General features: G+C 33.2%; 15 protein-coding genes. 10 read left to right on the forward strand and 5 right to left on the reverse strand.

The annotated features are described in order from the left end of the window. Positions 1–29 precede the first annotated feature (29 nt). The 5 genes from JM80_RS11695 (at position 30) to JM80_RS11715 (ending at position 5,218) form a co-directional block, all read left to right on the forward strand. Positions 30–1,565 (forward strand): YifB family Mg chelatase-like AAA ATPase, encoded by a 1,536-nt coding sequence (locus tag JM80_RS11695; RefSeq protein WP_144710261.1) that lies wholly within the window; start codon positions 30–32, stop codon positions 1,563–1,565. A gap of 110 nt (positions 1,566–1,675) precedes the next feature. Continuing rightward, a complete protein-coding gene (locus JM80_RS11700; protein ID WP_144710263.1) occupies positions 1,676–2,908 on the forward strand; it encodes an Nramp family divalent metal transporter in 1,233 nt (410 codons plus the stop codon). Then, positions 2,908–3,648 carry a 5-oxoprolinase subunit PxpA gene (pxpA, locus tag JM80_RS11705; RefSeq protein ID WP_144710265.1) on the forward strand — a complete coding sequence of 247 codons (741 nt, stop codon included), beginning with the start codon at positions 2,908–2,910 and terminating at the stop codon, positions 3,646–3,648. The genes JM80_RS11700 and pxpA overlap by 1 nt, the downstream gene beginning before the upstream one ends. Positions 3,649–3,651: 3 nt before the next feature. Further along, entirely contained in the window at positions 3,652–4,380 is a 729-nt protein-coding gene (pxpB, locus tag JM80_RS11710) for a 5-oxoprolinase subunit PxpB (protein WP_144710267.1), read from the forward strand. Further along, the gene (locus JM80_RS11715) at positions 4,361–5,218 is read left to right on the forward strand and encodes a biotin-dependent carboxyltransferase family protein (protein ID WP_370511817.1); all 858 of its coding nucleotides are present in this window, start codon (positions 4,361–4,363) and stop codon (positions 5,216–5,218) included. The genes pxpB and JM80_RS11715 overlap by 20 nt, the downstream gene beginning before the upstream one ends. 41 nt (positions 5,219–5,259) lie before the next feature. On the opposite strand, the gene JM80_RS11720 is transcribed toward JM80_RS11715, so the two are convergent. Genes JM80_RS11720 through JM80_RS11730 form a run of 3 tightly spaced genes read right to left on the reverse strand, consistent with a single transcriptional unit; the run spans position 5,260 to position 7,245 of the window. Continuing rightward, positions 5,260–6,024 (reverse strand): TIGR02757 family protein, encoded by a 765-nt coding sequence (locus JM80_RS11720; RefSeq protein WP_034646652.1) that lies wholly within the window; start codon positions 6,022–6,024, stop codon positions 5,260–5,262. Further along, entirely contained in the window at positions 6,024–6,581 is a 558-nt protein-coding gene (locus JM80_RS11725; RefSeq protein WP_075695643.1) for a CPBP family intramembrane glutamic endopeptidase, read from the reverse strand. Before JM80_RS11725 ends, JM80_RS11720 begins: the two co-directional genes overlap by 1 nt. A 1-nt stretch (position 6,582) precedes the next feature. Next, the gene (locus tag JM80_RS11730; RefSeq protein ID WP_013622566.1) at positions 6,583–7,245 is read right to left on the reverse strand and encodes an ABC transporter ATP-binding protein; all 663 of its coding nucleotides are present in this window, start codon (positions 7,243–7,245) and stop codon (positions 6,583–6,585) included. A gap of 162 nt (positions 7,246–7,407) precedes the next feature. Here JM80_RS11730 and folE point away from each other — a divergent pair, with 162 nt between their 5' ends. From folE to JM80_RS11755, 5 genes are read left to right on the forward strand one after another with little or no spacing between them, the layout of a single operon-like run. After that, positions 7,408–8,007, forward strand: a complete 600-nt coding sequence (gene folE / locus JM80_RS11735; protein ID WP_013622565.1) for a GTP cyclohydrolase I FolE — start codon at positions 7,408–7,410, stop codon at positions 8,005–8,007. 54 nt (positions 8,008–8,061) lie between these two features. Continuing rightward, positions 8,062–8,364, forward strand: coding sequence for a hypothetical protein (locus JM80_RS11740; protein ID WP_013622564.1), 303 nt, complete (start codon positions 8,062–8,064; stop codon positions 8,362–8,364). 1 nt (position 8,365) lies between these two features. Continuing rightward, on the forward strand, positions 8,366–8,551 hold the full coding sequence (locus JM80_RS11745) for a hypothetical protein (protein ID WP_013622563.1): 186 nt from the start codon (positions 8,366–8,368) through the stop codon (positions 8,549–8,551). Positions 8,552–8,572: 21 nt separating this feature from the next. Beyond that, positions 8,573–9,793: a sulfite oxidase gene (locus tag JM80_RS11750; protein ID WP_144710269.1), complete on the forward strand. Its 1,221-nt coding sequence runs from the start codon at positions 8,573–8,575 to the stop codon at positions 9,791–9,793. Then, a complete protein-coding gene (locus tag JM80_RS11755) occupies positions 9,793–10,275 on the forward strand; it encodes a hypothetical protein (RefSeq protein ID WP_034646657.1) in 483 nt (160 codons plus the stop codon). The genes JM80_RS11750 and JM80_RS11755 overlap by 1 nt, the downstream gene beginning before the upstream one ends. 126 nt (positions 10,276–10,401) lie before the next feature. Here JM80_RS11755 and JM80_RS11760 read toward each other — a convergent pair whose 3' ends face one another. Next, positions 10,402–11,646: a hypothetical protein gene (locus tag JM80_RS11760; RefSeq protein WP_144710272.1), complete on the reverse strand. Its 1,245-nt coding sequence runs from the start codon at positions 11,644–11,646 to the stop codon at positions 10,402–10,404. Between the two features lie 15 nt (positions 11,647–11,661). Beyond that, positions 11,662–13,146 carry a calcineurin-like phosphoesterase family protein gene (locus JM80_RS11765; RefSeq protein ID WP_034646660.1) on the reverse strand — a complete coding sequence of 495 codons (1,485 nt, stop codon included), beginning with the start codon at positions 13,144–13,146 and terminating at the stop codon, positions 11,662–11,664. Positions 13,147–13,155: the final 9 nt, after the last annotated feature.

Raw genomic sequence — 13,155 nt, forward strand, 5'->3', positions numbered from 1 at the left:
TTCTTACTTTTAAGAAAAATAAATAATTAATGCTTACAAAGGTTTTTGGTAGTGCTGTATTTGGTGTAGAGGCTACAACTATTACAGTAGAAGTTAATATTAACAAAGGTATTGGCTACCATTTAGTAGGTTTGCCAGATAATGCAATAAAAGAAAGTAACTACAGAATTGCTGCAGCTTTGCAGAATAATGGTTACAAAATTCCTGGAAAAAAAATAACTATAAATATGGCTCCCGCAGACCTACGTAAAGAAGGTTCTGCGTATGATTTAACTTTAGCATTAGGAATTTTAAGTGCATCCGGACAAATAAAATCAGACAATATAGAAAAGTATTTAATTATGGGTGAAATTTCCTTAGATGGTAGTTTACAACCCATAACTGGTGCTTTACCCATTGCAATAAAGGCTCAAGAAGAAGGTTTTGAAGGGTTTATTTTACCTAAACAAAATGTAAAAGAAGCTGCAATTGTGTCTGGCTTAAAAGTGTATGGTATAGAAAAAATTACAGAAGTAATAGACTTTTTTGATAAAGATGTTCCTTTAGAGCAAACTATTGTAGATACTAGAACAGAGTTTTATAAAAGTTTAGATTTTCCTGAGTTCGATTTTTCTGATGTAAAAGGCCAAGAAAGTATTAAACGTAGTATGGAAATTGCAGCAGCTGGCGGACACAACATTATATTAATTGGTCCTCCTGGAGCAGGAAAAACAATGTTAGCTAAGCGTTTACCTTCTATTTTACCTCCAATGACCCTGCACGAGGCTTTAGAAACCACAAAAATACACAGTGTAGTAGGTAAAATTAAAAATGCCGGACTAATGAACCAACGTCCGTTTAGAAATCCGCACCACACCATTAGCTCTGCTGCTTTAGTAGGCGGTGGAAGTTACCCGCAACCGGGTGAAATATCTTTATCGCATAACGGAGTTCTTTTCTTAGATGAGCTTCCTGAGTTTGAGCGTAAAGTGCTAGAGGTTATGCGTCAACCAATTGAAGATAGAGAGGTAACCATTGCTAGAGCACGTTTTACAGTAACCTACCCAAGTAGTTTTATGTTAGTTGCAAGTATGAATCCTAGTCCGGGTGGTTATTTTAATGATCCGGATGCTCCTGTAACATCTTCACCTGCAGAAATGCAACGGTATTTAAGCAAAATATCAGGTCCGTTATTAGATCGTATAGATATACATATAGAAGTTACTCCCGTTCCTTTTGAAAAACTATCAGAAGAGCGTAAAGGAGAAAGTAGCGTAGAGATTAGAAAACGTGTTACTGCAGCAAGAGAAGTACAAACAAAACGTTTTGAAGCCTTAGAAAACATACACTACAACGCACAAATGAATACCAAACAAATACGAGAGTATTGTGTTTTAGATACACCGTCTAAAGAATTATTAAAAACAGCTATGGAGCGCTTAAACTTATCTGCTAGAGCGTATGACAGAATTTTAAAAGTAGCAAGAACAATATCCGATTTAGCGGGTTCAGAGGCTATTTTGGGTGATCATATTTCTGAGGCTATACAATACCGTAGTTTAGATAGAGAAGGGTGGTTAGGGTAGGTTTCATTAAGCTAAAAATAGAATACTTTTTTAATATTATACCTCTTTAAACTTTATATGCGTATAAGTTTTTTTATCTTTCAACTTACATTAAATAACCAAACTACAGAATGATAAAAAAATGGTTTAAAAACATTGGACCCGGTCCGCTAATAGCAGCAGCTTTTATTGGTCCAGGAACTATTACAGTATGTACACTAGCGGGAGTTTATTTTGGGTTTGCATTGCTTTGGGCTATGGTACTTTCTATAGTTGCTACAATTGTTTTGCAAGAGATGTCCGCTAGAGTAGGTATTGTATCTCAAAAAGGACTAAGCAAAATTATACGTACAGAAATTAAAAATCCAATTGTAAAATGGTTTACCATAGTACTTATACTTTCTGCAATTGTTATTGGTAATGCTGTTTATGAGGCTGGTAATATAAGTGGTGGTATATTGGGTTTAGAGGCAATACTGGGAGATTCCTATGTAAATGTGGGGAGTTTTTCGTTTAACTATTTAAGTATTTTAATTGGTGTAATAGCTTTTGTATTACTATTTATTGGTAATTATAAGGTTTTAGAAAAAGCATTAATTTCTTTGGTTATAGCAATGAGCTTGGCTTTTTTAATTACCGCAATTATTACCAAACCAAACATAGCAGCTATTTTTAGTGGTATTTTTAAACCAACTTTACCTAAAGACGGTATATTAACAGTAATTGCTTTAATTGGTACAACCGTTGTGCCTTATAATTTATTTTTACACGCATCTTTGGTGAGTGAAAAATGGAAATCGGTTACCGACTTACAATATGCACGTAAAGATACCATTGTGGCTGTTATTTTAGGAGGTATAGTATCTATGTGTGTTATAATATCTGCTGCTGCAATACAAGGAAGTGACATTAATTCTGCTGCCGATTTAGCCAAAGGGCTAGAGCCTTTGTTTGGTAGTTTTGCAAAGTACTTTTTAGCTATTGGTTTATTTGCCGCTGGTATTACTAGTGCAATTACAGCTCCTTTAGCTGTGGCCTATGTTACTTGTGGTTGTTTGGGGTGGTCTACAAACTTAAAATCATCAAAATTTAGAGTTGTTTGGATGTTTATTTTGTTTTTGGGTGTTTTGTTTTCTTCATTAGGAATTAAACCTATTGACATTATAAAATTTGCTCAGATAGCAAACGGAATTTTACTACCAATTATAGCTGCTTTTTTATTATGGATAATGAATAAGGAGTCGGTTTTAGGTGTATACAAAAACAATATAAAACAAAATATACTAGGCTTTATAATTCTTGCAATTAGTATTTTACTATCTGTAGCAACTTTAAATAAAGTATTTTCTTTAAACTTATTTTAATGGCAGTAAACACAATAGATATTAATGTAGATGTTGGTGAGGGAGTAGGTAATGAGTCGCAATTAATGCCTTATATTTCTTCCTGTAATATAGCTTGTGGCGGACACGCTGGTACTATAGATTTAATGAAGCATATTGTCCGTTTAGCAAAAAAACATAACGTAAAAATAGGTGCACATCCTTCTTTTCCGGATAAAGAAAACTTTGGAAGGGTTGTAATGAAAATGAGTAACCAGGAGTTACTAAATTCTATTCAAAAACAACTACTAAACTTACTTACTATAATTGAAGAAGGAGAAACTACTTTGCATCATATAAAGCCACACGGCGCATTGTACAATTTAGCAGCAGTAGATGAAAATGTAGCAAAAGTGATAGTAAAAGCTGTAAAAAGCATCAATTTACCTGTAAAATTATATGTTCCTTATAATTCTGTAATAGCTAGTGTTGCTATAGAACAGGGTGTAGAAATTATGTTTGAGGCTTTTGCAGATCGTAATTATAATGATGATTTAACACTAGTTTCTAGATCACAAAAAAATGCAGTTATACAAGATTTTGATATGCTGTTTAATCACGTGTACGGTATGTTTTACAGTAAAAAGGTAGTTACTGTGCAAGGAACAATAAAAACAATTAAAGCAGATACGTTTTGTGTGCACGGAGACAACCCCAATGCGGTAAAAATTATAAAACAGTTAAAAGATAAATTAAAGAGTTTAAATATTGATGTTACTTAACATATGACAACTAATGTAAACTATAAAATATTTGGAGATACTTCTATTTTGGTAGAATGGCAGCCTGTTATTACAAAAGATATTTTACGTGATGTATTAGAGTTTAGATCTAAAATTGAAACTTTTTACACATCAGGAATTCAGGTTACAACGGCTTACAATTCTCTTTTAGTAGCTTTTGATGATGTTAAAGTAGACTTGCCTGTTGAAATTGAAACTCTAAAAACAATATATCTTGATAAATCCAAATTAAACGTTAGTAATTATACGCTTTGGAAAATTCCCGTTTGTTATGATGATGAATTTGGAATAGACCTTAAAGAAATTGCTGCGGAGAAAAATAGTAGTGTAGACCAAATTATAGCACTGCATACTAAAACCGTATATACTGTATATTTTGTGGGTTTTTTACCTGGATTTTTATATCTAGGAGGGTTGCCAAAAGAAATAGTAATGCCCAGAAAAGCAACACCGCGTTTAAAAATAGAAAAAGGTGCGGTGGCAATAGGAGGTAACCAAACGGGAGTTTACCCTGTAGAAAGCCCTGGAGGTTGGAATATTATTGGCAACTCGCCACTTCCTTTTCTTGATGTAACCAAAGATGTTCCTTGTTTTGCTAAACCAGGAGATGCTATTCAGTTTTATTCGGTTACAAAAAAGAAGTATGATGATATAAAAACTTTAGTAAATGCTGATGTTTTTCAAATAGAAAGTGAGGATTACAATGGTTAAAGTATTGCAAACAGGTTTTTTTACCTCGGTACAAGATTTAGGTAGGTTTGGCTACCAGCAATACGGAGTGCCTTACGCAGGTGTAATGGATGAAAGAGCTGCTTTAATAGCTAATTTGTTATTAGGAAATGCTAAAAATAATGCCGTTTTAGAGTTTACAATGACAGGTCCAAAACTTCAGTTTTTATGTACCACTAAAATATGTATTTCAGGAGGGGATTTTCAGCCAAAATTAAATAGCATACCTATAAATAATAATAGTGTAATTGTTGTAAAAAAGAACGATATTTTGTCTTTTGGAGCAAAAAAGAGTGGTTTTAGAGGTTATATAGCTGTTTTAGGCGGATTTTTAACTGATGTTGTTATGAAAAGTAGAAGTATGTTTAAAAACGTTACTCAGCATCAAACCATACAAAAAAATCTTCTTTTACCTATTAAAAATGCTCTAACTATAAAAAAACAATCAAACGCTAGTTTAGCTGTAAATAATGTTTATTTAGAAGAAAAAATCATTACCGCGCATAAAGGGCCAGAGTTTCATAAGTTAACTATTCAACAACAGAAAAAACTATTAAATGCAGGGTTTACGGTTTCAAAAAATAATAGTAGAATGGCGTATCAACTAACAGAGCTTTTGCCTAATACTTTAGAACCTATAATAACATCCGTAGTATTGCCAGGAACAGTACAGCTAACTCCGTCTGGGCAACTTATAATTTTAATGAAAGATTGCCAAACAACAGGTGGTTACCCAAGAGTGTTGCAATTATCAAACACCGCAATAAATATACTAGCTCAGAAATTTACTGGAGATGAACTTGTTTTTAGTTTAATATAAATAAGAGATAATAGAAAATAGAGAAAAACTAAAAATCTAGTCTAAAACCCTTCAAAAACACCAAGTCCAAACAAAGCAAAGTCGTACTTAGATGGGTCTTTAGGATCTAGTTTACGCAAGCTTTTATCTAATTCAGCTAAAGCTTTAGCATCATTCTGTTTTCGTTTTAGCAACCCTAATTTACGGGCAACGTTGCCAGAGTGTACATCTAGGGGGCAAGAGAGTAGTGCGGGGTCAATGGTTTTCCAAATACCAAAATCTACATTTGTGTTTGAGTCTCGTACCATCCAGCGTAAAAACATATTAATACGTTTAGCAGCAGAACCTTTTAAAGGGTCAGATATATGTTTTGTGGTACGTAAAGGGTGTTCTATTTCAAAAAAAGTAGCTTTAAATTTAGAAATAGCAGTTTGTAAGTCGTTTTCTTTGGTATGCGTTTTAAAAACAGCTTCTAAGCCACCGTGATTTGTATAAATGTTTTTTAAACTCTGTACAAAAAAAGCAAAATCGGTTTCATTAAATGTACGGTGTACAAAACCTTTAAAATTACCCAAATCATCATCAGAATGGTTTAAAACAAAATCGTGCGGAGAGTTGTGCATAAGAGCCATCATTTTATCCGCATTTTTAATAATACTTTTACGGTTTCCCCAAGCTATAGTTGCCGTTAAAAAACCAGCAATTTCAATATCTTCTTTTTTTGTAAAACGATGCGGAATCTGTAGTGGATCTGAATTTATAAAATCTGGATTGTTGTATTGTACAACCTTAACATCTAAAAACTCTTTTAACTCAGCTTTTGTCATTATTCTATAGGAAGTTCTAAAAGTTTAATAAGTGCCAAAGGTAAAAACAGAATAAAGTTGTGGCAAGCGTGTAGCGCAATAGACCAAATTAGACCAAATTTTATTCTAATAAAGCCAGCAAAAGTACCTAAAACTAGTTGTGGAGCAACTAAAAAAGGCGACAATACAAGTGCCATTGGTGTAATTTCAAAATTACTAATGTGTACTGCGCCAAATAATAAAATAGATACATAGAGAGCTATTTTAAACCTTTTGGTTTCTTTAAAAAAAGCAAGCGGACCTCTAAAAAGCAACTCTTCAAACAAAGGTGCAACTATAACAATTAATAAAAAAAGCATAGGAGTAGTATAATCATCCATAGCAGAGCTTAAAGCGTGCTCATTAGGTCCTAAAATACCTGTTGTTTCCCAAATAGAGTTAAAAACAACAATACCAATACCTATTAATAAGCCCCAAAAAAGCAGCTTAATAAAGGTTACAAATCTATACCCAAAGTCTGTATTTTCATCTGGTGTATTGGTAGGATTTTTTAAAAAAGCGTAAACTATTTTTAGCATATTATGATGTTATTTGTCCGTCTACCATTACCAATTTTCTATCTGCCATATCTGCTAACTCTTGGTTATGAGTAACAATTACAAACGTTTGGCCAAACTCATCTCGTAATTTAAAAAATAGTTTGTGTAGGTTGTCTGCACTTTCAGAATCTAAGTTACCACTAGGTTCATCTGCAAAAATAATAGAAGGGTTATTTATTAAAGCTCTTGCAACAGCTACTCGTTGTTGTTCTCCTCCAGATAGCTCACTAGGTTTGTGATGGTATCTATGAGAAAGTCCTAGAAAATCTAAAAGTTCTTTTCCTCTTTTTTCGGCAGTTTCTTTAGTTGTTTTTTTTATAAAAGCAGGGATACAAACATTTTCTAAAGCTGTAAACTCTGGTAATAGTTGGTGAAACTGAAAAATAAAGCCAATATGCTCATTTCTAAATTTAGCTAGTTCTTTATCTTTTAATGTGGTAATGTCTGTATTCTTAATTATTAATTCACTAGATGCTGTTTTAGAAATAGCATCTAATGTACCAAGTATTTGAAGTAATGTTGTTTTACCTGCCCCAGAAGAACCAACTATAGATACAATTTCATTTTCTTTTATATGAATATCTAAACCTTTTAAAACCTGAAGGTCTCCGTAAAACTTTTGAATATTTTTAGCTTTTATCATTCCCTATCTTTTTCGCCAATGAAAGTACTCATTAGCGTTGATATGGCAAAAATAAATAAAAGAAAGCGGTATTCAATTTTAATACCTATTTTTGAATAAATAGAGCATTTTGCTTTAAAATTAGTGCACAGCATAATAAAACGAGTACAAAACAATATATAGATGTCTTTTTATAAAAATTTTGAAGAATACAATTTAGAAGCAACCGAATCTGTAAAAGAAAAATACGCTAAAATAATTGAAGGTGTAGGTGAAGATGTTAGTAGAGAAGGTTTGGTAAAAACCCCAGAGAGAGCAGCAAAAGCTATGATGTTTTTAACACAAGGGTATGAGCAAGACCCTGTAGAGATATTAAAAGCTGCAATGTTTAAAGAAGATTATGATGATATGGTTATTATTAAAGATATAGAATTATACTCTTTATGTGAGCACCATATGCTGCCCTTTTTTGGAAAGGCACACGTAGCATATATACCAAACGGACATATTGTTGGGTTAAGCAAAATACCTAGAATTGTTGACGTTTTTGCAAGAAGGTTACAAGTGCAAGAACGTTTAACTCACGATATTTTAGAATGTTTAAATAATACCTTAAAACCACAAGGGGTTGCAGTTGTTATAGAAGCATCTCATATGTGTATGATGATGCGTGGCGTGCAAAAACAAAATTCTGTAACCACAACATCTGGTTTTAGAGGTCAGTTTGAGAAGCAAGAAACGCGTAATGAGTTTTTAAAGTTGATTAGTTCAGACCTATCATAACAAACAGTGGCATTACTTTTGTATATTAGTAGGTAAACACTAACTTTTTTTAATATGACAAATACTAAAAATACAAAATACAGAGACCTATTTTTAGGACTTCTTTTTGACGCCGTAGGTATGCTTTCTTTTTCTGTTTTAGGAATAGGAGAGTTTTCTGATGTTATTTGGGCGCCACTATCATTTTGGCTAATGACCAGAATGTATAAAGGTGCTGCAGGTAAAGCAGCTGGTATGGCATCTTTTGTAGAAGAATTAATACCTGGCACAGATTTTATACCTTCTTTTACCATTATGTGGTTTTATACCTACGTTATAAGTGGCTCAAAACTAGGAGATGTGCTAGAAAAAAAATAGTATGAGTAAAAAAATTATACCATTTATTGTAATATTCTTCTGTTTATTACTAATTTTAATGCACCTACTTACTGCAGATTTTAACAATTTAAGCATTGGTTTTTATGTGGGTATTGCATCCGCTACAATAGTTACTATTGCAATGATTTTTAACATAAGAGCAAGAAATAGGGGAGAAATTGAGTAATAATTTGATCTTATAACTAATTTGAAAAGAAGAAATTTTGTTAAAAAGGCTTCCTTAACTACTATGGCAGGTATTATTGGAGCCGATATTGTTTTTGGTTCTAAAATCCCAGTAAATTACCAACCTTTAGCTTTACAAGAAACAGACCCGTTTACCTTGTTTAATTTAGATAAGGAAATGGTTGTTTTAAACGATAAGCCTTGGAATATTGAAGCTAAAGCACATTTGCTAGATGAAAAAGTAACATCTAACAAAAATATGTTTATTAGGAATAATGGTATTCCGCCAGAAAATATAGACATCTCTAAATGGACACTTACCATAGATGGCGAATCTGCACAGCGGAAAAAAACATATACTTTATCAGAATTAAAATCTAAATTTAAACAGTATACTTACCAATTAACAATAGAGTGTGGTGGTAATGGTAGATCTGAGTTTAACCCGCCTGCTAAAGGAAACCAGTGGACTGTTGGTGCGGTGTCTTGTGCAAGTTGGACAGGAGTTAGACTTAAAGATATACTTGATGATGTAGGTATTAAAGATTCTGCCGTTTATATTGGGTACCACGCAGCAGACTCCCATATTAGTAGAGATCCTAACAAAGAGCCTATCTCTAGAGGCGTGCCAATGAGCAAAGCTTTACAAGATGAAACTTTGGTTGCTTTTAAAATGAACGGTAAAGATATACCAGCGGCTCACGGTTATCCTTTACGTTTGGTATGTGGTGGTTGGCCAGCATCTACATCTGGCAAATGGCTAAATGGTATTAGTGTACGAAACAAAGAACATGATGGAGCTAAAATGAAAGCTCCGGCTTACAGAGTACCAAAAAATCCGGTTGCACCAGGAGAAAAGGTTAAAGACGAGGATATGAAAATTATAGAGTCTATGCCTGTAAAATCTTTAATAACTTATCCTAAATCTGGAGCAATGATAGATTTGGGTAAAAAACTAAACATTCGCGGACACGCTTGGGCAGGAGAGTTAGAGGTAATTAAAATGGAGTTTTCTATAGACTTTGGTGCTACCTGGCATACTTGTACTGTAGAAAAACCTGTAAACAAGTTAGCGTGGCAGCATTTTAATGCAGCAATTACATTTCCAGAAAAAGGGTATTATGAAGTTTGGGCTAGGGCAACAGATGCAAATAATGTAGCACAGCCAATTCTTGTACCTGGCTGGAACCCAAAAGGATATTTAAACAATGCTTGTCATAGAATAGCTGTAAAAGTGAAATAATGAGCGAAGAAAACAAGTTTAAAAATCAGGTTAAGCAAATATACAGAATGCTTGTTGTAATTTGGTGTGTAGTACTTTTAGGAGTAGTATTTGCCATTTATGCACTAGTAGATCCAAATTTTTCTGCTTTTAATACAGATGAAGAATTGCAAGCTGTTGTAGTAGAAAATACTATTGAAGAAGATGATTGGGACAAAATTGAAAATGGTATACACTTAAGAACAGGTTTTGTAGAGGATGATGGGTTAATGACTGTGGTGAATAATTGTACTAGCTGCCATTCTGCCAAAATGGTTACTCAAAACAGAATGACTAAAGAACGTTGGATAGCAACAATTAGATGGATGCAAGAAACCCAAAACCTTTGGGATTTAGGTAATAATGAAGAGATTATAGTAAACTACTTAGCTAAAAATTACGCACCCAAAAGTATGGGTAGACGTGCTAATTTAGAAAATATTGAATGGTATAATCTAAACTAATTTACCACTTGTTATTAGCAGGTTTTAAACTTATTAAATGACCTTATTTAAAGTTTTTATTTAAACCTAAGCCCTTAAGAAAATACTCTAAGGGCTGTAGGCAACTATTAACGAAAAAACTAAAAATTAATCATAGTGAGAGTAACGTACAGCAAATACTGTTCTGTTTTCTTCGCCATACTTAGAGGTTTCATACTCTGTTAAATTCCATAATAAGCCTGTGCTTTTCTCAAGGTAAAAATCCTCAGCTCCATGTGGCCATCTATATCTTGTTCCAGATGCATCACCGTCTGTGTAACGCACTAATCTTGCTGTAGAACCTTTATAACTACTTTTACCTGTAACAGCAAAAACACTTGTGCTATCTTTTCTGTAAACACCTTGTATGTTGTATAGTGGTCCGTTATTACCTGATGCATTATCTTTAGGAACACTTATTTCTGCCGGTATGTAAGTATCAATATCTCCGTTGCTTGTTAGGTTAAACCCGTAAACAGAAGGTATAATACTGCTGTTACTAGTTTTATATTGTGATGTGTAAAGCATATTATTACCAGTGGTGTTTTCTCCTAATGATACACAAGAAAAAGGATCTCCATCTAAAATATCATAATATCCAGATTGCGGTAAAATATACCCATAATTAAAAGCTTTTAAATTTCCGTTTGCATCTTGGCCAATTTTGTTTTTGGTATTGTCTGAACTAGCAGCTATAATATTATTTAAATCAAAAACACGTAATCCTAAACTAGTAGAAGCTACATATATTTTCTGATTTGCATAAGCTACACCACCAGCGTGTATGGTAACTGGTGCAAACAAATTTAATTGATCATAACTATTTGTAGCCTTAAATAACTTAGGGTTACTAATGTTGTTTTTGTCTTGTACTAATAGTATATGGCGGTAAGTTATGCTGCTTGGGTTTGTGATATCTACTAAAGAAATTCTAACTCCTTTATGTTGGTTTTCAACTCCGTCTATATTAGATGGACCAATACCATACCAAGTTGTTAGTAAAAATCGTTTTTGATTCCACGTAAAACCTGTTATTCCTTGTGGTCTCCAATCTGTAGTGTTTTGGTCACCAGTATTCCATTTAAAACCTAATACTTGGTTATCTTCTGGAATATTAAAACCATAAACTTGGTTGTAGCCAGCAGTTGTAGCATTCCTGTTTAGGCTAATATCTGTTGGGTTAAGGAAAGTTTCTGTACTTAAAGAGTTTATAAAAGCACTTTCATCTACGTAGTTAATACCTGTATTAGGAGGGGTAGCTACAGCGTCCTCTGTTGTGTCTATTGCCTCTGTTTGGCAACTTATTGCAGTAAAAGCAGCGCATAATACACTTATAATTATATGTTTTTTCATAATGTTTTTGTAATGTTATACTGTTTGTGAGTATTTATTTCCAAACCTATCTGTAACCTCAACAGTAATAGTTTTTGCTTTTTCATTTGGGGTAAAAAAGAACATATGATCATTTAGTTGTGGCTCTACCCATGATCTTCTTTTAGGTAATTTTGGTCCAGTATGTAGTTTAATACTAAGCGGATCTAAAGCCATAATTTTAGATACGTCAGTTTTTTTAATTCCGTCTTCATACCAACAAATTTGCCATTCCGGATCCCAGTTCCAAACATTTAAACACCATTTATCCTTATGGTCTGGATGTTCTCCTTTTTTATAGACTGTAAACTGGTAATTTTTATCGTGTCCAATAGATTTATAATACCATTTAAAATCTGAACCTTTTGCAGAGTATACGCCATAGCCACTAGGAGTTCCGTCCCAACAAATAGGGCCACTCCACCAAGCACCACAAACGGTTCCATGACAATGCTCAAACCTGTTTTTAGCAACCATATTATCATTAAAATGAGTATGACCAGACATTATATGAGTATTATAAGGTTCTAGTATTTTGTATAAATATGCTCTGTTACTAACAACACCTCCCATTACATCTCTTTCTGGATAACGGCGTACTGCACCGGTATAAGTTGGTATATGTAATGATACCACAACTGTTGTTCCTGGTTCTACAAAACTTAAGTCTTGCTCTAACCAAGCAAGTTGTTCTTCATTTATATAACCAATGTATTTTTTATCCTGACCAATAAAAAATACATCGTCTAAAACAACATAGTGTATTTCTCCACGATTAAAAGAGTAATATGTTGGACCAAAAAGAGACTCAAAGGTAGTTGTTGTCATTTTATCACTACGCACATTTAAATCCATATCATGATTACCAATAACTTGGTAAAAAGGTACATTTGTATTTTTTATAGATTGGTTATAGTCTTTAAATAATTCTAGTTTATCAAAAACTAAGTCGCCACACCCAATACCAAATGTATTAGGATGATTTAGCTCTTTTACGGTATTAATAAAATCTGGTGTAGCAACGTCTAACAATTGCTGGGCCTCATATTTACTTTGTATTTGAGGGTCTGCAAGTAATAAAAAATGATGTTCATTATCTGAAACTACACTAGGTGTTAGCTGAAACAAAAATTCATTATTTTTTTTAGTAGCATCTATAGGTTTAAAAAAATCTGCAGAACCATTGTCTAGTTGGTTTATTTTATACCCTGCAGGTTGTGTAATGTATACAAACTTTCTGTTGTTATTGCTTAAAAAATTAAAATTACCATTTTGGTCTGTAAGCACAATTTGCTGTCCGTCTGTAACTTGAACATTAGCAACACCTTTACCATTTGTAGTAACTCGCCCATTAATTTTAATGGGCTTATTGGTTACTAATTGCTCTTTGGTATTTGCAAAAATGGGAGATAAGCCACCAATTGTAGATATACCACCAGCAGTAATTCCTAATTTTTTTAAAAATTTTCTTCTATTTTCCATTATGTGCTT

This window comes from Cellulophaga sp. RHA_52 (assembly GCF_007827205.1).
Lineage (GTDB): Bacteria > Bacteroidota > Bacteroidia > Flavobacteriales > Flavobacteriaceae > Cellulophaga > Cellulophaga lytica.

Bases quoted from the DNA above. Each gene is read 5' to 3' on its own strand.
- JM80_RS11760 (WP_144710272.1), bottom strand. From the start codon at position 11,646: ATGAAAAAACATATAATTATAAGTGTATTATGCGCTGCTTTTACTGCA.
- JM80_RS11745 (WP_013622563.1), top strand. From the start codon at position 8,366: ATGAGTAAAAAAATTATACCATTTATTGTAATATTCTTCTGTTTATTA.
- JM80_RS11740 (WP_013622564.1), top strand. From the start codon at position 8,062: ATGACAAATACTAAAAATACAAAATACAGAGACCTATTTTTAGGACTT.
- folE (WP_013622565.1), top strand. From the start codon at position 7,408: ATGTCTTTTTATAAAAATTTTGAAGAATACAATTTAGAAGCAACCGAA.
- JM80_RS11725 (WP_075695643.1), bottom strand. From the start codon at position 6,581: ATGCTAAAAATAGTTTACGCTTTTTTAAAAAATCCTACCAATACACCA.
- JM80_RS11755 (WP_034646657.1), top strand. From the start codon at position 9,793: ATGAGCGAAGAAAACAAGTTTAAAAATCAGGTTAAGCAAATATACAGA.
- JM80_RS11700 (WP_144710263.1), top strand. From the start codon at position 1,676: ATGATAAAAAAATGGTTTAAAAACATTGGACCCGGTCCGCTAATAGCA.
- pxpB (WP_144710267.1), top strand. From the start codon at position 3,652: ATGACAACTAATGTAAACTATAAAATATTTGGAGATACTTCTATTTTG.
- pxpA (WP_144710265.1), top strand. From the start codon at position 2,908: ATGGCAGTAAACACAATAGATATTAATGTAGATGTTGGTGAGGGAGTA.
- JM80_RS11720 (WP_034646652.1), bottom strand. From the start codon at position 6,024: ATGACAAAAGCTGAGTTAAAAGAGTTTTTAGATGTTAAGGTTGTACAA.
- JM80_RS11695 (WP_144710261.1), top strand. From the start codon at position 30: ATGCTTACAAAGGTTTTTGGTAGTGCTGTATTTGGTGTAGAGGCTACA.
- JM80_RS11730 (WP_013622566.1), bottom strand. From the start codon at position 7,245: ATGATAAAAGCTAAAAATATTCAAAAGTTTTACGGAGACCTTCAGGTT.
- JM80_RS11765 (WP_034646660.1), bottom strand. From the start codon at position 13,146: ATGGAAAATAGAAGAAAATTTTTAAAAAAATTAGGAATTACTGCTGGT.